This window comes from Streptomyces sp. NPDC051315, from assembly GCF_044455165.1.
Classification (GTDB): Bacteria; Actinomycetota; Actinomycetes; order Streptomycetales; family Streptomycetaceae; genus Streptomyces.
Window position 1 is genome coordinate 545,448 of record NZ_JBITEN010000003.1, and the last position, 20,000, is coordinate 565,447.

Sequence of the window (20,000 nt, forward strand, 5' to 3'; positions counted from 1 at the left end):
CGCGACAGGTTGTCGCGCATGAGCGCCCCGGCTCCCGCCGACGGACCCTTATTGACAGTACGCTGTCTAAATGACAGTCTCCTGTCATCAGGGAATCCGAGGAGGCACCATGAGCCGCAAGCCCGTGCATCTCGCCGTCTACGACACCCTCGCCGACTGGGAAACGGGGTACGCCACCGCGTACCTGGCGCGGAACGGGTACGACGTCCTCACCGTCGGCCCCACCACGGAGGAGGTCCGTAGCGTCGGCGGCCTCCGGATCGGGCCCGACCTGGCCCTGGCGGACGTACGCCCCGAGGACAGCGCCCTGCTGATCCTCCCGGGCGCCGACCTCTGGGACACCTCCGACGGTCTCGCCCCGTTCGCCCGCGCCGCCCGCGCCTTCCTGGACGCCGGCACCCCCGTCGCCGCGATCTGCGGCGCCACCGCCGGACTCGCCCGCGAGGGCCTGCTCGACGACCGGGCCCACACCAGCGCCGTCCCCTTCTACCTCGCCGCCACCGGGTACGCGGGCGGCGACCGGTACGTCGACGCCGACGCCGTCACCGACCGCGGCCTGATCACCGCCGGCCCCACCGAACCCGTCGCCTTCGCCCGGGAAGTCCTGCGGCTCCTCGGGGTGTACGAGGGAGAGGTGCTGGACGCCTGGTACCGGCTGTTCCACGACTCCGACGCGGAGGCGTACGCCGTGCTGGAGAAGGCGGCCGCGCGGTGAACCGTGAACGTCAGGACCTGCTCAGCCGCGGCGCCCTCGGCGTCTTCCGGCTGAACGGCCAGTTCCTCGCCGTCGCCGAGGAACTGGCCAGGCCCGCCGGGCTCACCGCCGCCTGGTGGCAGGTGCTCGGCGCGGTGCTGACCGAACCCCTGCCGGTGTCCGGCATCGCCCGGGCCATGGGCATCACCCGGCAGAGCGTGCAGCGCGTCGCCGACCTGCTGGTGGACAAGGGGCTCGCCGAGTACCGGCCCAACCCGGCCCACCGGCGCGCCAAGCTGCTCGCGCCCACGCGGGAGGGGCGGGCCGCGATCGCCCGCGTCGACCCCGGGCACGCGGCCTTCGCCGACCGGCTGGCCCGCGCGTACGGGGAGGCGGAGCTCGCCGAGGCCGTACGGGCCCTGGAGCGGCTGTCGAAGGTGCTGGACGAGCTGGAACCGCCCGTTATGGAACCGTAGACCCCGCACCGCTCGACTCCCCGAACAGCCGGATTATTCTCGGCTCGTTCACACATGTGGGGGAGAGGCGGCGGGGCCATGGAGAAGCTGGAGCCGGGGGATCCCCAGCGCATCGGCGGCTACCGGCTGCTCGCGCGGCTGGGGTCCGGCGGGATGGGGCAGGTCTACCTCGCTCGCTCCGACCGCGGACGGACCGTCGCCGTGAAGCTGATCCGGCGGGAACTGGCGGCGCGCGAGGAGTTCCGGGCCCGGTTCCGGCACGAGGTGCGCCACGCCCAGCGGGTCGGCGGGTTCTGGACCGCGCCCGTCCTCGACGCCGACACCGAGGCCGCCGTGCCCTGGGTCGCCACCGGCTATGTCGCCGGGCCGAGCCTCCAGCAGGTCGTCGCCCACGACCACGGTCCGCTGCCCGAGCGCTCGGTGCGCGTCCTCGCCGCCGGGCTCGCCCACGCGCTCACCAACATCCACGCGGCCGGGATCGTCCACCGCGACCTCAAGCCGTCCAACGTGATGGTCACCATCGAGGGCCCCCGCGTCATCGACTTCGGCGTCGCGCGGGCCCTGGAGACGGTGCCCGGCGACAGCGGTCTCACCCGCACCGGCGCGGTGATCGGCTCGCCCGGCTTCATGGCGCCCGAGCAGGTGCGCGGCGACCGGATCAGCCCCGCGTGCGACGTCTTCTGCCTCGGCTCGGTCCTCACCTACGCCGCCACCGGCACCCTCCCCTTCGGCTCCGCCGACTCCGGCGTGCACGCCCTGATGTTCCGCATCGCCGAGGAGGAACCCGACCTGTCCGGGCTCCCCGAGGGCATCGCCGACCTGGTCCGCGCCTGCCTGCGCAAGGACCCGGCCGCCCGGCCGTCCCTGGAGTGGATCCTGGAGCGCACCGGCGCGCGGGACACCGTCGCCGAGGGACGCTCCCGCGACCCCTGGCTGCCCAACACCCTGGTCGCGCAGCTGGGCCGGCACGCGGTGCGGCTGCTGGAGACGGAGGACCCGGACGGCGGCGAGGCGGCCCCCGAGCACTCGGGCCCGCGCGGCGGCCTCCCCTCCCCGGACCACACCCCCACCCTGGTCGCGGGCTTCCCGCCGGTGGCCGCGGGCGGGACCGCCGCCCCGGCCCACCCGGCCTACGGCCACCCGCAGCAGCACCCACAGCCCGCGCCCGGCGCCTACGGCCACCCGCAGCCGCCGGTCCAGCCGCCGCAGCCGGTGCCGTACAACCCCTACGCGGCGGGCGGCCCCGGCGTGACCTCGCCGCAGCCCCCTTACCCTCCCCACGGAGGGGAGCCCCCGTTCTCCGCCCCCGGAGGCGAGCCCCCGGAGCCGCCCCGCCGCGGCCGCTCGACCGCGCTGCTCGTGGTGGTCGCCGCGGTGGTCGCGCTGGCCGCGGGCGGCTCGGTGTACGCGCTGATGAACGGCGGCGACACCGACACGCCCGGCGCGCGCCCCGCCGCCTCGACGGCCACCGCGCCCGGGTCACCGACACCGAGCCCGGCCGCCACCGGGTCCGGCAGCCCGTCGCCGTCCCCGTCCTCGTCGGAGGCCGGCGCCGTCCCCGCGGACTACCTGGGCACCTGGACGGCCACCATCGAGAACGCGACCGGCACGAACACCCGCCGGCTCACCCTCGCCCAGGGCGAGGTCGGCGACCAGGTCCTGAAGCTGGTCGCCGACGGGGACACGTACCACTGCGAGTTCACCGCCCGGCTCGACCGACGGCCGGACGACGGCGGCCCGTTGCGGATAGGCCCCTCCACGGTCACCACCGGCGAGCCCCTCTCCTCCTGCACCCCGGGCGCCGCCACCGAGGTCACCCTGCTGCCCGACGGCAGGCTGCAACGGCTCAACCCCACCACCGGGGAGAAGCTCACCTACACCCGCCGGTGAACGTCCGGCGAACTTCCGCCGACCCGTCCGGAATGCCCCCGCGGACAGCCGTACGGTGACCCCACGATCCGGTCGGCGGGAGTGGCGGGGGCACCCACAGTGGACTGGCTGAACGCTGAGAACCTCGTGGCCGTCGGGACGGCTTTCCTCGGCATCGTCGCGTCCGGGGTGATGGTCTGGTACGAGCGCCGGGTACCGCGCCGCAAGCGCATCGGCTACCGGGTGCAGATGGACAACCCGATCGGCGACGACGTCAGATCCGGCCGGCCCAACCGCCGCCTCGGCCTCTTCGACGAGGCCCCCGGCATGGCGGACGCCACCCTCGTCCTGCTGCGCATCGAGAACGACGGCTCACAGGGCATCGCCCGCGACGACTACACCGGCCCGGAACGCCACGGCCTGACCGCCGTCTTCACCGACCGCACCATCCGCGGCGTGTCGGTCACCCAGCCGACCGACACCGACCACCTCATGGACCACTTCACCGCGGACCGCGGCTTCGGCTACGAGGACAACACCCTGCGCATCCCGCGCGTCCCCCTCAACCCGCGCGAGCACTTCAAGCTGCTGGTCCTGCTGTCGGGCGGCGACGTCGGCCACGGCATACGGCTCTACGGCGGCATCCGCGACGGCGAGGTCCACCCCAACCGCAGCGCGACCCCCGACGACACCCCGCCGCTGTTCAGCCGTGCGGCCCGCCTGATCTCGGTCCTGCTGACCGTCTGTGTGATCACCCTGGCCACGATGGTCGTCGTCGGCGACGACGCCCCGCCCCCCATCGGCTGCGAGCGCGGCACCCTCACCCTCACCGGCTCGACGGCCTTCGCCCCGGTGATCCGCGAGGTGGCCCGCAAGTACGAGAGCGACTGCGAGGGCGCACACCTCACCGTGGACCCGCACGGCTCCACGGCCGGCCTGCGCGAACTCACCGCGGCCGGCGCCCGCGCGCGGGAGGGCTCCCCGCCCCTGGTGGCCCTCTCCGACGGCCCCAAGCCGTCCGGCCTGGCGGAGTTGCGCGAGAACCGGGTGGCGGTGTCGGTGTTCGCGCTGGTCGTCAACGACGGGGTCCGTCTGAGGAACCTCTCCACGGCCGACGTGCGCCGCCTCTACCTCGGGCAGATCACCAGCTGGCGGGAGCTCGGCGGCCCGGACCTGCCGGTGATCCTCGTCAGCCGCGACGCCAACTCCGGCACCCGGCAGGTGTTCCAGCGCCGGGTCCTGGGCCGGGGCGAGATCGCCAACTCCTCCGTCGACTGCCTGCACAAGGACGACCCGACGGCTTCCGTCGTCCGCTGCGAACTCGACTCCACCGAGCAGGTCCTCACGACCGTCGCCGCCACCCCCGGCGCGATCGGCTACAGCGAACTCAACGTCGCCGACCGCGCCGAGGGCCTGCACCCGCTGGACCTCGACGGCGCCCCCGCGTCCGTCGACGCCATCGAGAACGGCACGAGCGACTACCCGTACCGCGAGATCGAGTACGCCTACACCTACGGCCGCCCCCCGGCCGACTCCCTGGCGTCGAGCTTCCTGACCTACCTCACCCGCGGCAACGGCCAGGACGTCATCCGCACCCACGGCCACCTGCCGTGCTGGACGCCCGAGGGACTGCGGCTGTGCGCACAGCGGAACCCGGGTGGCGAAGCCGGCCCGTCGGGCGGCTGAGGAAGAAGACCCCGGAAGCAGGCCCCCTGCCGTCACCGCGGCTCGGGCGGCCGCTGCCGAGGCATGTTCGGCCGGGCCCCCGCCCCCGGAGGCAACGGGAACCTCCCCTGGGACACACCACCCTCCGTCCGACCGCCGGAGGCCACCGCCCCCTGCATCCCCAGCGGCGCCGACCCCGTCCGGAACTCCACCATCCAGTCGGCCGTCTCCACCCGCACCAACTCCGTCACGTCCTCCGAGAACCGCCGGAGCACCCCCAGACACCGCTCGGCGGCGTCGCTCGCCGTCCCCTCCGCCGGCCCCAGCACCTCCCGCACACTCTCCGACGCCCAGTCGAACTGCAGCACCTGCAACCGCCGCTGAACGGCCTGCGCGGTCGCCATGTCCCTTATCCACCCCGACGTCACCCCGAAATACCGGTCGACGCCCACACACGCCACCGCGAGCAGCAACGCGAGATACCCCCACGGAGCCACCCCGCCCAGCGCCCCGGTGAGATCCAGCAGCGGCAGCGCGGCCCCCACGGTCGCCCCCGCCGCCGCCCCGATCCGCAGCCCCCGCGCCCCCCGCCGCTTCCACACCCGGTCGGCGAGATACCAGGCCGCCGTCTCCAGCGCCCCCCGCTCCACCCACCGGTACAGCTCGTCCAGTCGTTCCGCGGGCTCACCCCAGTCCCCGAGCGGGAACGCCCGCCCGGTCAGATCGCCCGGCCGCAGTCCGGCCGCGCCCTCGCCCCGCCCGTCCTGAGGCGGACCCTCGGGCTGCATCTCCGGCTGCTGACCCACCCGGCACTCCCTACTGATCCCGCACCGACCGACACCCGACCGACGACCCGATCACCCTGCGTGACACCCGACGACGCCTGATGCGCCGCACCTTTCCTACCTCCCCATGGGTGGCGGGACGGAAGGTTTCACCGCCTTTACGCCCGTAAGTGGGCCTTGATCAGGTGTAGACCTGCCGCAGACTCACTCGAAAGAGTGGCGCGGCGGCACCCGCACAGACCACGTAGGCTCGTGCCGAGCGGGAAAACCCGCACCGACTCAGGCCCGGAAGAGGAGCTGATCGTGATTCCCGGTGGTGGCCAGCCCAACATGCAGCAGCTGCTTCAGCAGGCCCAGAAGATGCAGCAGGACCTGGCCCGTGCCCAGGAGGAGCTGGCGAACACGGAGGTCGACGGCCAGGCGGGCGGCGGCCTGGTGAAGGCGACGGTGACCGGCGCCGGTGAGCTGCGCGCACTGAAGATCGACCCGAAGGCGGTGGACCCGGAGGACACCGAGACCCTCGCCGACCTGATCGTCGCGGCCGTCCAGGCGGCCAACGAGAACGCCCAGAACCTCCAGCAGCAGAAGCTCGGCCCGCTGGCCCAGGGGCTGGGCGGCGGCAGCGGCATCCCCGGCCTGCCGTTCTGATGTTCGTCGCCCGCGCGACGCCCACACCGCCTTCCTAGGACGGGTGGCGGCCAACTACCGTACGTACTGCAAGGAACCCCAGGAAGGACGGCAGTCCGTTGTACGAAGGCGTGGTCCAGGACCTCATCGACGAACTGGGGCGGCTGCCCGGCGTCGGTCCCAAGAGCGCGCAGCGGATCGCCTTCCACATCCTCCAGGCGGAGCCGACGGACGTACGGCGCCTCGCGCAGGCCCTGATGGAGGTCAAGGCGAAGGTCCGCTTCTGCGCGACCTGCGGCAACGTGGCGCAGGAGGAACACTGCGCCATCTGCCGCGACACCCGCCGCGACCCGTCCGTCATCTGCGTCGTCGAGGAACCGAAGGACGTGGTGGCCATCGAGCGCACCCGCGAGTTCCGGGGCCGCTACCACGTCCTGGGCGGAGCGATCAGCCCGATCGAGGGAGTCGGTCCGGACGACCTCCGCATACGGGAACTGCTGGCGAGGCTCGCCGACGGCTCCGTCACCGAACTGATCCTCGCCACGGACCCCAATCTCGAAGGCGAGGCGACGGCCACGTACCTCGCCCGCATGATCAAGCCCATGGGCCTGAAGGTCACCCGCCTGGCCAGCGGCCTCCCGGTGGGTGGCGACCTGGAATACGCGGACGAGGTCACCCTTGGCCGCGCCTTCGAGGGGAGACGACTCCTAGATGTCTGACGCCACGCTGCACGCCAGCGACCAGAACCCGGACGACTTCGCGGTCCAGATCGCCGACCAGATCGAGAGCTTCCTGGTGGCCGTCACGGAGGTGGCGAAGGGCGACGAGCCCGACTCGGCCGTTCCCTTCCTCCTCCTGGAGGTCTCCCAGCTGCTGCTGGCCGGCGGCCGTCTCGGCGCCCATGAGGACATCGTCCCCGACGAGCGCTACGAGCCCGACCCCGGCCCGGAACCGGACGTGGACGACCTCCGCGAGAACCTCGCCCGCCTTCTGGACCCGGTCGACGTCTACTCGGAGGTCTTCGACCCGTACGAGCCCCGCAAGGCGCCCGTACCCGCCCGCATCTCGGACGACCTCACCGACGTCATCACCGACCTCCGCCACGGCATGGTCCACTACCGCGCCGGCCGCACCTCGGAGGCGCTGTGGTGGTGGCAGTTCTCCTACTTCTCCAACTGGGGCTCCACCGCCTCCGCGACCCTGCGCGCCCTCCACTCCGTCCTCGCCCACGTCCGCCTCAACCAGCCCCTGGAAGAACTCGACGGCCTCGACACCGACCAGGGCATGGGCGACGACACGCTGGAGTTCGAGGCGGGCAGGGTGATGGCGCAGGAGATCGGCGGCCGTGTGGGGCCGGTCAACACCTGACCTCCTGCCGCCCGCCCGGGACGGGCGGAGCACGCGCACAGCCGCACGATATTGCTTGAAAGTTAATTCACAGCTATCAGCCCGGTCGAAGTGGGCAGGGAACGTCCTGGACGGGCGGCCGACCCGTTCCCGAGGCGGTCTCGCCGCGCGATCTCACGATGCGATACCTCGGGGGCGGGATTCGGGCGCTCGTTAGACTGAGCCGACCCGCAGTACAAGGGCGTATGTGCGGAAAGAGACAAACTGAGCGAGGAGCGCACGTGGGCCTTGTCGTGCAGAAGTACGGAGGCTCCTCCGTAGCCGATGCCGAGGGCATCAAGCGCGTCGCCAAGCGGATCGTGGAAGCCAAGAAGAACGGCCACCAGGTGGTCGCCGTGGTTTCCGCGATGGGCGACACGACGGACGAGCTGATCGATCTCGCCGAGCAGGTTTCCCCGATCCCTGCCGGGCGCGAGCTCGACATGCTGCTGACCGCGGGAGAGCGGATCTCCATGGCCCTGCTGGCCATGGCGATCAAAAACCTGGGCCACAGCGCCCAGTCGTTCACCGGCAGCCAGGCAGGTGTCATCACCGACTCGGTCCACAACAAAGCCCGGATCATCGACGTGACGCCGGGCCGCATCCGTGACTCGCTGGACGAGGGCAACATCGCCATCGTCGCCGGGTTCCAGGGCGTGAGCCAGGACACCAAGGACATCACCACCCTCGGGCGTGGTGGCTCCGACACCACCGCCGTGGCGCTGGCGGCCGCCCTCGACGCCGAGGTGTGCGAGATCTACACCGACGTCGACGGCGTGTTCACCGCAGACCCGCGCGTGGTGAAGAAGGCCCGGAAGATCGACTGGATCGCCTTCGAGGACATGCTCGAGCTGGCCGCGTCCGGGTCCAAGGTGCTGCTCCACCGCTGTGTGGAGTACGCGCGCCGCTACAACATCCCGATCCACGTCCGCTCGTCCTTCAGTGGACTGCAGGGCACGTGGGTCAGCAGCGAGCCAGTCGTTCGAAAGACCCAGCAGCAAGGGGACAAGCAGGTGGAGCAGGCCATCATCTCCGGTGTCGCGCACGACACCTCCGAGGCCAAGGTGACGGTCGTCGGCGTGCCGGACAAGCCGGGCGAGGCCGCCGCGATCTTCCGCACGATCTCCGACGCCGAGATCAACATCGACATGATCGTGCAGAACGTGTCCGCCGCCTCCACGGGCCTGACGGACATCTCCTTCACGCTGCCGAAGGCCGAGGGACGCAAGGCCATCGACGCCCTGGAGAAGAACAAGGGCGGCATCGGCTTCGACTCGCTGCGCTACGACGACCAGATCGGCAAGATCTCCCTGGTCGGCGCGGGCATGAAGACCAACCCGGGCGTCACGGCCGACTTCTTCAAGGCCCTGTCCGACGCGGGCGTCAACATCGAGCTGATCTCGACCTCCGAGATCCGCATCTCCGTGGTCACCCGCGCCGACGACGTGCCGGAGGCCGTGCGCGCCGTGCACAGCGCCTTCGGTCTCGACTCCGACAGCGACGAGGCCGTCGTCTACGGAGGCACCGGGCGCTGATGGCAGGCCCTCGTGTGACCGTGCGACCGACGCTCGCGGTCGTGGGAGCGACCGGGGCGGTGGGCACGGTCATGCTCCAGATCCTGTCCCAGCGCGCCGACATCTGGGGTGAGATCCGTCTGATCGCCTCCCCGCGCTCGGCCGGCCGCAAGCTGGCCGTGCGCGGGGAGCAGGTCGAGGTGGTGGCGCTCACCGAGGAGGCCTTCGACGGCGTCGACATCGCGATGTTCGACGTTCCGGACGAGGTCGCCGAGCGGTGGGCGCCGGTCGCCGCCGCCAAGGGCGCGGTCGTGGTCGACAACTCCGGTGCCTTCCGGATGGACCCCGACGTGCCGCTCGTCGTCCCCGAGGTCAATCCGCACGCGGTGCGCATCCGGCCGCGCGGGATCGTCTCCAACCCGAACTGCACGACCCTGTCGATGATCGTCGCCCTGGGCGCGCTGCACGCCGAGTTCGGGCTGCGCGAGCTGGTGGTGTCGTCGTACCAGGCCGTCAGCGGGGCGGGCCGGGCCGGCGTGGAGACGTTGCGGCAGCAGCTGTCGCTGGTGGCCGGTACGGAACTGGGGACCAGCCCCGGTGACGTGCGGCGGGCCGTGGGCGACCGGACCGGGCCGTTCCCCGAGCCCGTCGCGCTGAACGTGGTGCCGTGGGCCGGGTCGCTGCGCGAGGACGGCTGGTCGTCGGAGGAGATGAAGGTGCGGGACGAGTCCCGCAAGATCCTCGGCCTGCCGAAGCTTCCCGTCGCCGTGACCTGCGTGCGGGTGCCGGTGATCACCGTGCACTCGCTCACCGTCCACGCCCGCTTCCAGGACGAGGTCACCGTCGACCGGGCCCGGGAGATCATCGCCACCGCCCCCGGTGTCGTCCTCTGCGACGACCCGGCCGCCGGAGAGTTCCCCACGCCCGCCGACGTCGTCGGCACCGACCCGACCTGGGTGGGCCGGGTGCGCCGGGCGCTGGACGACCCCACGGCGCTCGAGCTGTTCGTGTGCGGGGACAACCTGCGCAAGGGGGCCGCCCTGAACACCGCTCAGATCGCGGAGCTGGTGGCGGCGGAGTTCGGGTGAGGGTTCGGGTGACGGGCGTCCGGGTCACGACGTCCGGGTGACGGGTCACGACGTCCGGGTGACGGGTGACGGGCGGTGTGACGTCGGCGGCCCTCGCAACGCTTGGTGAGGACAGGGCCCTCCACCGGAAAATCCCTGGCCACGGCTCCCCGTGTTTGTAGGATCTATGGGGCGAATGTGAGCCGGTCGATCGTCCGGATCACTTGTATCGGACACCTTTGACAATCGAAGATGTATCCGAAGATTTCCTCCCCGCACCCCGCAACCACGCGGCGTGCGGGGAGCGTCTTTGCGGTCACCCTTCGGGGTGCGCGGAGGTGATCCCGGCGCATAGGGGGCGCCGTGATCGGGGCGTGGGGGCGCCCGTTCATATGGGATATAGGGGAAGAGCGGGACACATGAGGGCATGTGAGGCGCCGTCCGTGGTGCTGCCGGCCGGTGCGAGACGGGCGTCCGGGGCGGCGACCGGCATCAGACGGGTGCGCGTTTCGCCGTACGGCGCGAAAGGGATGCCCGGCGCGTACAACCCCCACGGGGGGACGTGTGTCCAACTGGCGTGGCAGAGGTACTCGACTTTCCTGTGGCGACCCGCGGCACGGCCCTACGGCCGGCCCGCGGCGCCCTCCGACCCCGCCTGGCCGGGGCGCCCGGTGGCATGCCGGTGATCGCGCCCATGCCCGCAGCGCGGCCCGCCCGCATACCCAGCCAGCGTGACGGTGCCGAACTCGCCGAGTACGCAGAGAACACGGTCGCCGCCGGCACCACCGTCGACCACCTCACCGAGACCTACCGGGCGCACTACCGCTCACTGCTCGGTCTCGCCGCCCTCCTCCTCGACGACACCGCCTCCTGCGAGGACGTCGTCCAGGAGGCCTTCATCCGCGTCCACTCCGCGCGCAAGCGCGTCCGCGACCCGGAGAAGACCCTCGCCTACCTGCGCCAGACGGTCGTCAACCTCTCCCGTTCCGCCCTGCGCCGCCGCATCCTCGGACTGAAGCTGCTGTCCAAGCCGATGCCGGACATGGCCAGCGCGGAGGAGGGCGCGTACGACCAGCTGGAGCGTGACTCCCTCATCAAGGCGATGAAGGGACTCCAGCGCCGCCAGCGTGAGGTCCTCGTCCTGCGCTACTTCGCCGACATGACCGAGGCCCAGGTCGCCGAGACCCTCGGCATCTCGCTCGGCTCGGTCAAGGCCTACGGCTCCCGCGGCATCGCCGCTCTGCGCGTCGCCATGGAGGCGCGGGCGTGAGCGGGCGCGGCGAGGGAGGCGATCCGCACGAGCGGCATGAGCCGTTCGCCCGCGGGAATCCGCCGGACGAGCCGATGAAGGCGCACAAGCAAGAGCCGAAGCAATCGCACGCTGGGAACGGAACCGTGAACCACCACCTCGACGACCAGAGCCTCGACGGGCTCGACTCGGACGAGCTGGCACTGCGCCGCATGCTGCACCAGGCGGTCCAGGAGATGGAGCCGCGCGACGGGACGCTGGACCACCTCCGGCGCGCCGTCCCGGCCCGCCGGGCCCGCAAGCGGCAGGCCGCCGTCGGCATGGCGGCGGCGGCGCTCTTCGTCGGCACCGCCGTCCCCGCCCTCCTGCACGTCTCCCGGGCCGGGGGCTCCGACCCCAACCCCGCCATGGCCGGCCAGGCCTCGCAGACGCAGGGCGGCGCCGGTGAGGGCAAGGTCCCCGACAGCGGCTCCTCCGGCCCGGCCGGCGGCTCCGCCGGTCAGACCGGCGAGCAGAGCAAGGACGCCTCCGAGGGCACCGGCCCGGGCAAGGACCCCGGCGGCGCCACCGGCTCCGCCGACGGCGACGACTCCGCCTCCTCGGCCGAGTCGTCGGACTCCGCCTGCACGGCGTCCCAGCTCGGCGAGTCCTCGGCCCATGTCGAGGTCCCCGACTCGGCCGGCATCGTCTACGGCACCTTCCGCGTCGTCAACGTCTCCGACAGCGCCTGTGCGGTCGGCGGGGGCGTCTCCGTGTCGCCCACCGCCCAGGGCGCCGCCGACGGCACGAAGATCAGCGTGGTGGAGCACACCTCCGGGGACGCGGCGGCCGGTCTGCCCGACCCCTCCCTCTACGTCTCCCAGCTGTCCCTCGCCCCGGGCTCGGCCTACGACGTGAAGTTCGCCTGGGTGCCCTCCGAGACCTGCCCCACCGACAGCGGCGGCGGCAACGGCGGCGGTGACGGCGGCAGCTCGGCCTCCCCCGACCCCAGCCCGAGCGAGCAGTCCGGCACCACCGGCACCACCGGCACGGGCACCGACGGCGCCTCCACCCAGATGCTCGTCGAGGACGGCACGGCCGACGGCAGCGTCGTGGTGACGTACACCGCCGACGGCGGCTCCCCGACGGTGTCGGCGACCGTGCCGAACGCGTGCGCGGGGACCATCTACCGGACGGGCGTGCTGGCCTCGTCGTGAGCCCCGGCGCCCGCCGCGGGTGACGGGTCGGTCCTCTCCGGGCCGGTCCCGTCCGGGGTGGTCCCCTCCGGGGCGATCCCCAGCTCCGCGTCCTGTGCGAACTCCACCTCGCGGCGCAGCAACCGGAACCACATGAACACCACGAACCCGGCGAAGACGAACCACTCGCCGGTGTACCCGAGGTTCTGGAACGCCTTCAGGTCCAGCCCGGAGCCGGTCGGCGCGCTCGCGGGCACCGCCTTCATGCCCGAGTCGGCGGTGTCGAGCGTGATCCAGGCGTCGTACAGGTCGTAGGAGACCAGGTTGACCAGCGAGGCGGCGCTGATCGCGGCCGTCTGTCCGGTGGGCAGGCCCCCCTGCGCGCTCACGCCGTTGTCGCCGGGCGTCTCGGACGCCTGGAGCGCCCCGGTGACGGTGACCTCGCCGGCGGGCGGGGCCGGGGCCTTCGCCGCGTCGGCCGTACCGGCCAGCCAGCCGCGCACGACGGGCAGGGCCTTCCCGGCGTCCGTCCGCAGCAGGGTCAGGACGTAGAAGCCCCGCTTCCCGTCGAGCTCGCGGTCCGGGACCAGGAGCTGCTCGCCGTACCGGCCGGTCGCGGTGACGCGCCTGCCGGAGGTCGCCTTGTCCACGGGCAGCATCTCGGCGAACGGGCGCGCCGCCTCGGTCCGCTCCGACGAGACCCGTTCCTGCGCGCTGCGGTGGTCGTCGACCCGCGACTCGAACCGGCTCAGCTGCCAGGACCCCATGAACACGCAGAAGGGGATGGCCAGCAGGACGAAGACGTTGATCCCCCACCAGCGGGGCGTCAGCAGAAACCGGTACACGCCCTCAACGGTACGGGGCGGACGTCGGGAAGCGGTCCGCGGGGTGGGGGTGAGGGGCCCGCGCGGTACGGCGGGAGTGAGGGTGCGCGGTGGGGTCCGTGCAAAGTTGTCCACAGCCTGGGGACCTCGGCGCTCGCTCGTCGCCGCGGACGGGCAGTATGGGGCCATGACTGAGAGCAACGGGTCCGCCGCGCCGCAGCGGTACGAGGAGATGCCGGACTGGGAGAAGCGCTTCCGGGCGCCCCGGGTGTCGCTGCCCGACTGGGCCGAGGACGCGCCGGACCGCTCCCTGTTCGTGTCGAACGCGACGGGGACCTATGAGCTGTACGCCTGGGACCGGTCCACCGGCGCCCAGCGCCAGGTGACGAACCGGGCGAACGGCACGACGGACGGCGTGCTCTCCCCGGACGGCGCGTGGATCTGGTGGTTCGACGACAAGGACGGCGACGAGTTCGGCGTCTGGCGCCGCCAGCCCTTCGAGGGCGGCGAGGACGAACTGGCCACGCCGGGCCTGGACCCGTCGTACCCGGCGGGCCTGGCCCTGGGCCGAGACGGCCGTACGGCGGTGGTGGGCCGCTCCACCGACGAGGACGGTACGACGATCCACCTGGCCCGGGAGGGCGAGCCCCCCTTCGAGCTGTACCGCCACCGCGAGTCGGCGGGCGTGGGCGACCTCTCCCACGACGGCTCCCTCATCGCCGTCGAGCACACCGAGCACGGCGACGCGATGCACTCCGCGCTGCGCGTCCTGCGTCCCGACGGCACGACGGTCGCCGAGCTGGACGACACCAAGGGCGGCACCCTGGAGCTGGGCCTGGAGGTGCTCGGCTTCGCCCCCGTCGACGGCGACAGCCGGCTGCTCATCGGCCACCAGCGCCGGGGCCGCTGGGAGCCGCTGGTGTGGGACGTGGCGTCGGGCGAGGAGACGGACCTGGCGCTGGAGCTGCCGGGTGACGTCAGCGCCGAGTGGTACCCGGACGGCTCGGGCCTCCTGGTCGTGCACAGCTTCGAGGCACGCAGCGAACTGTTCCGCTACGACCTGGCGACCCGCGAGCTGGTGAGGGTGCCGACCCCGCCGGGCACGGTGTCCGGGGCGACGGCCCGCCCCGACGGCAGCGTGGAGTACCTGTGGTCCTGCGCCGCCCGTCCGCCGGCGGTCCGCTCGACGACCGGTGAGGTGGTCCTGGACCCGCCCGGCATGAAGTCACCCGGCTCGGTCCCGGTGGAGGACGTGTGGGTGGAGGGCCCCGGCGGCCGCATCCACGCCCTGGTCCAGAAGCCGCAGGGCGCGACCGGCCCGCTGCCCACCGTGTTCGACATCCACGGTGGCCCCACCTGGCACGACAGCGACTCCTTCGCGGCGGCCCCGGCGGCCTGGGTGGACCACGGCTACGCGGTCGTCCGCGTGAACTACCGCGGCTCCACCGGGTACGGCCGCGCCTGGACGGACGCCCTCAAGCACCGGGTGGGCCTGATCGAGCTGGAGGACATCGCGGCGGTCCGCGCGTGGGCGATCGACTCCGGGCTTGCCGATCCCGACCGCCTGGTCCTCACCGGCGGTTCCTGGGGCGGCTACCTCACCCTCCTCGGCCTCGGCACCCAGCCCGACGCGTGGGCCGTGGGCATCGCGGTGGTCCCCGTCGCCGACTACGTCACGGCCTACCACGACGAGATGGAAGCCCTGAAGGCCATGGACCGCACCCTCCTGGGCGGCACCCCGGAGGAGGTCCCCGAGCGTTTCGAGGCGTCCTCCCCGCTGACCTATGTCGACCAGGTCAAGGCACCCGTCTACATCTCCGCCGGGGTGAACGACCCCCGCTGCCCCATCCGCCAGGTCGACAACTACGTCAAGCGCCTGGAGTCCCGCGGCGCGGTCCACGAGGTGTACCGCTACGACGCCGGGCACGGCTCCCTGGTGGTGGACGAGCGGATCAAGCAGGTGCGGCTGGAGCTGGAGTTCGCGGAGAGGCACCTGCGCAGGTAGAGGGCCGGGCGAGGGCCACTTCTCCGGGATACCGGGCGGAGTCGGGGCCACTCGCCGGGACGCCGGACTCCGGGCGGAGTCGGGGCCACTCGCCGGGACGCCGGACTCCGGGCGGAGTCGGGGCCACTCGCCGGGACGCCGGACTCCGGGCGGGGTGGGGGCCACTCGCCGGGACGCCGGGCCGGGACCCGGACTCCGGGTGGAGTGGCCCCAGGCCTCCTACACCCCCGAAGCCCTGCGCCGGCGTCCCAGCAACTCCGCCAGCCCCCTCCGGGTGGCCGCCAGCACCACCCGGTCCTCGGCCCGCAGCACATACGTCTCCGGCAGGTCCCACACCAGCCCGGACCCGCCCCGCCCCTCGTCCCCCGTGTCCAGCGCCAGCACCCGCCAGTACCCCGCCCGGAAGGCCTCCCCGACCGTCCGCCCCTCCAGTTGCCCGTGCCCCGCGACCTCCAGCGCGGCGAACAACAGCACCCGCCGCTCCACCGGGATCGCTCCCAGGATCTGCCGGCCCATCATCGCCCCGGCGAACGACGGCGCCGCCAGATGCGACACGCTCCGGCTCCGGGTGAGCGCATGAGGGTGCGCGGCCCGCAGGGTGCGGTACACGGCGGTCGCGAAGTCGTCGTCGTACAGCCGCAGCACCACCCGGAGATCGGGCCGCAGGGAGCGGGCGTACAGCGCGGCCTCGAGATTCGTCGTGTCGGAGCTGGTCACCGCGAGCAGCGCATGCGCCCGACCGATCTTGGCGGCCTCGAGGACCCCCTCCTGCGTGACGTCCCCGAGCACGACCGGCACCCGCAGCCGCCGCGCCACCGCGACGCCCCGCGCCTCGGGCGTGGCCTCGACGCACACCACGGGGATGTCCAGCTCCCGCAGCCGGGTCAGCACCCGCGTCCCGATCTTCCCCAGCCCGAGCAGCACCACGTGCCCGCCCAGTCCGCGCGGCGGCCTGCGCAGCGCCCCCGCCCCGCGGAACGTGCCCAGGGCCTCCAGCACCGCCGCCAGCAGCACCGGCAGCAGCAGTAACCCGATCAGCCCGGAGAGGAGTTGCAGCACCTGCCGTTCCGTCGACGACCCGACCGCCGGGTCGTTGATCGCGAACAGATCCAGCAGTGTCAGGTACAGCGCGCCCAGCGGATGGATCCCGGTGACCAGCCACAGCGCCACCGCCAGCGCGACCACACATCCCACGAGCCCGGCCAGGGACCACCGCAACCGCCGGGAGAACAACGAGGCGAACGGCGCCACGACTCCGACGCCCCGTCCGGACGGCAGCGCCGTGCCGGCCGAGTACGCCACCTGCTCCAGGACGACACTGCCCCGCCCGGTCGCGGCGGCCACGGTCGCCGCGTCCGGCAGCAGCCGGGGCCCCTGTTCCCCGCTGGCCTCGGAACCGTCCGCGAAGGCGGGGTCGTTGCTCGTCGAGGACAACAGCGCGAGGGTGGCCAGCCCGGGGTCGGCGGCCCGCCCCGGCCCGGGCGGCGGACGTTCGACGGCCCGCAGCAGCAGCCCGTCCGTCTGCACCACCTTGGTGGTCCCGGCGACGGCGGTCGCGGCCAGGGCGGGCGCGGCGGTGTCGGCGTCGGACAGCACGGTCGTCGACGCGTCGGCCACGACCGCGCCCTCCACCATGCCGTCCGCCGCGCCGCCCACCGCCAACGCTGCCGCCTGGTCCAGGAGTTCCTCGATGTGCTGGCCCAGCCGCCGGTTGTACAGCCGCAGGACGAGCCGCAGCCGGGGGTTGAGCCGACGGGCGGTGAGGGCGGCGCGGATGTTGGTCTCGTCGTCGTCGTACACGAGCGCCAGTGCGGCGGCGCGTTCCACCCCGGCCTCGGCGAGCACCGCCTCGGTGGGCTCGGCGGCCTCCAACACCGGTCCGAAGCCGCCGTGTTCGCCGCCGCCACCCGCGCCGCCGGTGCCGGTGCCGGTGCCGGTTCCAGTGCTGGTACCGGTACTCGCAGAACCGTTACTGCCGCTGCCGGACGCCCGGTTGACGGCCGCGCTCACCACCCGGTCCAGCAGCGCCGCCGACACCGAGCGGGCGCGCCCGACGACCGGCGGCCGTACCGTGCGCTCGGAGGGCGGCACGACCAGCGTGACCTGCTCCTCGTACACATGCCGCAACTCGGCGGCCAGCCGGTGCGCGAGCCCGTCGTCGCCGCACACCACCATGTGCGCGCCGGCGCCGCCCGACGGCGCACTCTGATTCGGAACGCTCCCCACAAGAGGAAAGACTGCCTCACCGGGACGGGTGGTTCCCTGCGTGCGGCAGGGCACGGCCGGGTGCGGTGAACGCGCGGGGCCGTGCGGCCGTAGGGGAGGGGAGGGACAGACACGGAACCCGGAGGTGCCCGCCCGTGGCCATCACCAGAGCGGCCCCGCACGAGGAGGGCACGGAGCTTTCGGCGTCCGGTCCTCCCCGGGAATCCCGGCGTTTGACCTCCCCCCTGGTCCTGACCCTGATCCTGCTCGTCTCGATGCTGCTGCAGGGCCCGCTCCGCCGGGCCCTGTCCGCACCGGTGATGCAGAGCTGGACGACGGTCTTCGTGGCGGTGGTCGTGCAGGCCCTGCCGTTCCTCGTGCTGGGCGTCCTGCTGTCGGCGGTGATCGCCGTGCACGTCCCCCCGTCCTTCTTCGCCCGCGCCCTGCCCCGCCGTCCCTCGCTGGCGGTCCCGGTGGCGGGGGCCGCCGGCGCGGTGCTGCCGGGCTGCGAATGCGCGTCCGTCCCCGTCGCCGGCGCCCTGGTACGCCGGGGCGTCCCGCCCGCCGCGGCGCTCGCCTTCCTGCTCTCCGCCCCGGCCATCAACCCGATCGTGCTGACGGCCACGGCCGTCGCCTTCCCCGGCGACCCCGAAATGGTCCTGGCCCGGTTCGTCGCGAGCCTGCTCGTGGCGTGCGCGATGGGCTGGCTCTGGCAGCGTCTCGGCCGCGCGGACTGGCTGCGCCCACCGACGCGCGCGCCGCACGGGGGCGGCGGCAGGGGAGCGGCGTTCTGGGGCTCGGTGCGGCACGACGTGATGCACGCGGGCGGCTTCCTCGTCGTGGGCGCGATGGCGGCGGCGACACTGAAGGCGTTCGCCCCGGAGAGCTGGCTGCGCACGGCCGCCGACAATCCCGTGGTGGCGGTCCTGGCGCTGGCCGTCCTGGCCGTGGTCCTGTCGATCTGCTCGGAGGCGGACGCGTTCGTCGCCGCGTCCCTGACCCAGTTCTCGCTCACGGCCCGGCTCACCTTCCTGGTGGTCGGCCCGATGATCGACCTCAAGCTGTTCGCGATGCAGGCGGGCACCTTCGGCCGCGCCTTCGCCCTGCGCTTCGCGCCCGCCACCTTCGTCCTGGCGGTAGCCGTGTCCGTGCTGACCGGGGCGGTGCTCCTGTGAACCGCCAGGCCCAGGCAGCGGTCCTGTTCCTCCTCGGCGCGAGCCTCCTGCACGCCGGCACCACCGACCTCTACCTGCGCTACGTCAAGGCGGGTCTGCAGCCGCTCCTCCTGGCCTCCGGCGCGGTCCTCATCGCCACGGCGCTGGCGACGGCGTACTACGAGTGGCGGCGACCGAAGGGGCCCCATCAGGACCGGGACCGGGACGGAGCCCAGGACCGGGGCCGGGACGGAGCCCAGGACCGGGACCAGGAGGAAGGCCAGGGCCAGGATGAGGACCAGTACCGGGACCACCATCCCGAACCCCGGATCTCCTGGCTGCTGATCCTCCCCCTCCTGGCCCTGATCCTCGTGGCCCCGCCGGCCCTCGGCTCCTACAGCGCGACCCGCACCGGCACCGCCCTCCAGGAACCCGTCGCCTACCCCGCCCTCCCCTCCACCGACCCGCTGCCCCTCGGGGTGGCCGACTACGCGGGGCGCGCGGTGTACGACCGCGGCCGCACCCTCACCGGCCGCCGCGTCGTCCTCACCGGCTTCGTCGCCCTCGACCGCGACGGCACCCCGTACCTGGTGCGCATGACCCTCAACTGCTGCGCGGCGGACGCCCAGCCGGTCAAGGTGGGCCTCGCCGGCCGCATCCCGCCGGTCCTCCAGCCGGACACCTGGCTGCGGGTCACGGGCACCTACACCGCGCGGCTGGCCCGCGACCCGGTCAACGACGGACCGATCCCGTTCATCGAGGTCGCCACCGCGGCGCCGGTGGCGGCACCCCGGGACCCCTACGACGAGACCTGGAACGACTGACCGGCCGGTGACGGGCCGGCGAGGCGCCCGCGGGACCCGTCATCCTCCCTGGTACGGCTGCCGCTGCGGCTGCCCGTACGGCTGACCGCCGGGACCGTCCGTGCCCTGCGCCAGCAGCTGCTCCGCCTGCTCCCTGGTCACCTTCTGCTCCGCGCCGCAGAAGGTGCACTGGGTGATGAACTTCGTGGAGACCGGGAACAGCGGCACGAAGAACAACGTGAACTTGGTGACGCGCTTCCTGAGCGTGTGCGCGGCGGGGTTGCCGCAGCGGCCGCACACCAGCGTCAGTATCGCGAGCTGGTACAGGTACCCCTTGGTGCCGAAGATGATCACTCCGCTGGCCTTCCCGTGATCTTGCCGTGGTTCTTGCTGTCGTCTTCCGTGGGTGAGTCGGTCCAGATCCTCTCCCGGCTTTCCCTTACGGGCCACAGAAAACGACGGCGACGGGGGCGAACAGAGACAACGGCGACGGAACGTCGCG

Annotated in this window: 18 protein-coding genes; 14 read left to right on the plus strand and 4 right to left on the minus strand. The window is 73.0% G+C overall.

Features of this window, described 5'->3' with window-relative positions:
- Positions 1 to 109 precede the first annotated feature (109 nt).
- The 4 genes from ACIBBD_RS08850 (at position 110) to ACIBBD_RS08865 (ending at position 4,725) form a co-directional block, all read left to right on the plus strand.
- Positions 110 to 715: a DJ-1/PfpI family protein gene (locus ACIBBD_RS08850; protein ID WP_399418595.1), complete on the plus strand. Its 606-nt coding sequence runs from the start codon at positions 110 to 112 to the stop codon at positions 713 to 715.
- Positions 712 to 1,170 carry a MarR family winged helix-turn-helix transcriptional regulator gene (locus ACIBBD_RS08855; protein WP_399418596.1) on the plus strand — a complete coding sequence of 153 codons (459 nt, stop codon included), beginning with the start codon at positions 712 to 714 and terminating at the stop codon, positions 1,168 to 1,170. The genes ACIBBD_RS08850 and ACIBBD_RS08855 overlap by 4 nt, the downstream gene beginning before the upstream one ends.
- Before the next feature lie 78 nt (positions 1,171 to 1,248).
- Positions 1,249 to 3,060: a protein kinase gene (locus tag ACIBBD_RS08860; RefSeq protein ID WP_399418597.1), complete on the plus strand. Its 1,812-nt coding sequence runs from the start codon at positions 1,249 to 1,251 to the stop codon at positions 3,058 to 3,060.
- Positions 3,061 to 3,159: 99 nt separating this feature from the next.
- Entirely contained in the window at positions 3,160 to 4,725 is a 1,566-nt protein-coding gene (locus tag ACIBBD_RS08865) for a substrate-binding domain-containing protein (protein ID WP_399418598.1), read from the plus strand.
- A 32-nt stretch (positions 4,726 to 4,757) separates the two neighbouring features.
- Here the strand turns inward: ACIBBD_RS08865 and ACIBBD_RS08870 are convergent, their stop codons facing one another.
- On the minus strand, positions 4,758 to 5,492 hold the full coding sequence (locus tag ACIBBD_RS08870; protein WP_399418679.1) for an SLATT domain-containing protein: 735 nt from the start codon (positions 5,490 to 5,492) through the stop codon (positions 4,758 to 4,760).
- A 300-nt stretch (positions 5,493 to 5,792) separates the two neighbouring features.
- On the opposite strand from ACIBBD_RS08870, the gene ACIBBD_RS08875 reads away from it, so the two are divergent.
- The 7 genes from ACIBBD_RS08875 to ACIBBD_RS08905 all read left to right on the plus strand — a co-directional run bounded on the left by ACIBBD_RS08875 (position 5,793) and on the right by ACIBBD_RS08905 (position 12,528).
- Positions 5,793 to 6,137 (plus strand): YbaB/EbfC family nucleoid-associated protein, encoded by a 345-nt coding sequence (locus ACIBBD_RS08875; RefSeq protein ID WP_399418599.1) that lies wholly within the window; start codon positions 5,793 to 5,795, stop codon positions 6,135 to 6,137.
- Positions 6,138 to 6,235: 98 nt separating this feature from the next.
- Positions 6,236 to 6,835, plus strand: a complete 600-nt coding sequence (gene recR, locus ACIBBD_RS08880; protein ID WP_399418600.1) for a recombination mediator RecR — start codon at positions 6,236 to 6,238, stop codon at positions 6,833 to 6,835.
- Positions 6,828 to 7,484, plus strand: coding sequence for a DUF5063 domain-containing protein (locus ACIBBD_RS08885; RefSeq protein ID WP_399418601.1), 657 nt, complete (start codon positions 6,828 to 6,830; stop codon positions 7,482 to 7,484). Before recR ends, ACIBBD_RS08885 begins: the two co-directional genes overlap by 8 nt.
- A gap of 260 nt (positions 7,485 to 7,744) precedes the next feature.
- A complete protein-coding gene (locus ACIBBD_RS08890; protein ID WP_399418602.1) occupies positions 7,745 to 9,037 on the plus strand; it encodes an aspartate kinase in 1,293 nt (430 codons plus the stop codon).
- A complete protein-coding gene (locus ACIBBD_RS08895; RefSeq protein WP_399418603.1) occupies positions 9,037 to 10,104 on the plus strand; it encodes an aspartate-semialdehyde dehydrogenase in 1,068 nt (355 codons plus the stop codon). The genes ACIBBD_RS08890 and ACIBBD_RS08895 overlap by 1 nt, the downstream gene beginning before the upstream one ends.
- A gap of 556 nt (positions 10,105 to 10,660) precedes the next feature.
- A complete protein-coding gene (locus ACIBBD_RS08900; protein ID WP_399418604.1) occupies positions 10,661 to 11,353 on the plus strand; it encodes a SigE family RNA polymerase sigma factor in 693 nt (230 codons plus the stop codon).
- Positions 11,354 to 11,478: 125 nt separating this feature from the next.
- Entirely contained in the window at positions 11,479 to 12,528 is a 1,050-nt protein-coding gene (locus ACIBBD_RS08905) for a hypothetical protein (protein ID WP_399418605.1), read from the plus strand.
- On the opposite strand, the gene ACIBBD_RS08910 is transcribed toward ACIBBD_RS08905, so the two are convergent.
- On the minus strand, positions 12,498 to 13,352 hold the full coding sequence (locus tag ACIBBD_RS08910) for an SURF1 family protein (RefSeq protein ID WP_399418606.1): 855 nt from the start codon (positions 13,350 to 13,352) through the stop codon (positions 12,498 to 12,500). The genes ACIBBD_RS08905 and ACIBBD_RS08910 overlap by 31 nt on opposite strands.
- Before the next feature lie 166 nt (positions 13,353 to 13,518).
- On the opposite strand from ACIBBD_RS08910, the gene ACIBBD_RS08915 reads away from it, so the two are divergent.
- On the plus strand, positions 13,519 to 15,336 hold the full coding sequence (locus ACIBBD_RS08915) for a prolyl oligopeptidase family serine peptidase (RefSeq protein ID WP_399418607.1): 1,818 nt from the start codon (positions 13,519 to 13,521) through the stop codon (positions 15,334 to 15,336).
- A 219-nt stretch (positions 15,337 to 15,555) separates the two neighbouring features.
- Here the strand turns inward: ACIBBD_RS08915 and ACIBBD_RS08920 are convergent, their stop codons facing one another.
- Positions 15,556 to 17,511, minus strand: coding sequence for an NAD-binding protein (locus ACIBBD_RS08920; RefSeq protein ID WP_399418680.1), 1,956 nt, complete (start codon positions 17,509 to 17,511; stop codon positions 15,556 to 15,558).
- A 185-nt stretch (positions 17,512 to 17,696) separates the two neighbouring features.
- Here ACIBBD_RS08920 and ACIBBD_RS08925 point away from each other — a divergent pair, with 185 nt between their 5' ends.
- Complete coding sequence (locus tag ACIBBD_RS08925) at positions 17,697 to 18,716, plus strand: permease (RefSeq protein ID WP_399418608.1); 1,020 nt, start codon at positions 17,697 to 17,699, stop codon at positions 18,714 to 18,716.
- Positions 18,713 to 19,519 carry a TIGR03943 family putative permease subunit gene (locus ACIBBD_RS08930; protein ID WP_399418609.1) on the plus strand — a complete coding sequence of 269 codons (807 nt, stop codon included), beginning with the start codon at positions 18,713 to 18,715 and terminating at the stop codon, positions 19,517 to 19,519. The genes ACIBBD_RS08925 and ACIBBD_RS08930 overlap by 4 nt, the downstream gene beginning before the upstream one ends.
- A 39-nt stretch (positions 19,520 to 19,558) precedes the next feature.
- On the opposite strand, the gene ACIBBD_RS08935 is transcribed toward ACIBBD_RS08930, so the two are convergent.
- The gene (locus ACIBBD_RS08935) at positions 19,559 to 19,852 is read right to left on the minus strand and encodes a zinc-ribbon domain-containing protein (RefSeq protein ID WP_399418610.1); all 294 of its coding nucleotides are present in this window, start codon (positions 19,850 to 19,852) and stop codon (positions 19,559 to 19,561) included.
- Positions 19,853 to 20,000 lie beyond the last annotated feature (148 nt).

Coding starts and splice junctions, on each gene's coding strand:
- ACIBBD_RS08850 (WP_399418595.1), top strand. CDS start 110: ATGAGCCGCAAGCCCGTGCATCTCGCCGTCTACGACACCCTCGCCGAC.
- ACIBBD_RS08860 (WP_399418597.1), top strand. CDS start 1,249: ATGGAGAAGCTGGAGCCGGGGGATCCCCAGCGCATCGGCGGCTACCGG.
- ACIBBD_RS08870 (WP_399418679.1), bottom strand. CDS start 5,492: ATGCAGCCCGAGGGTCCGCCTCAGGACGGGCGGGGCGAGGGCGCGGCC.
- ACIBBD_RS08885 (WP_399418601.1), top strand. CDS start 6,828: ATGTCTGACGCCACGCTGCACGCCAGCGACCAGAACCCGGACGACTTC.
- ACIBBD_RS08895 (WP_399418603.1), top strand. CDS start 9,037: ATGGCAGGCCCTCGTGTGACCGTGCGACCGACGCTCGCGGTCGTGGGA.
- ACIBBD_RS08915 (WP_399418607.1), top strand. CDS start 13,519: ATGACTGAGAGCAACGGGTCCGCCGCGCCGCAGCGGTACGAGGAGATG.
- ACIBBD_RS08920 (WP_399418680.1), bottom strand. CDS start 17,511: ATGGTGGTGTGCGGCGACGACGGGCTCGCGCACCGGCTGGCCGCCGAG.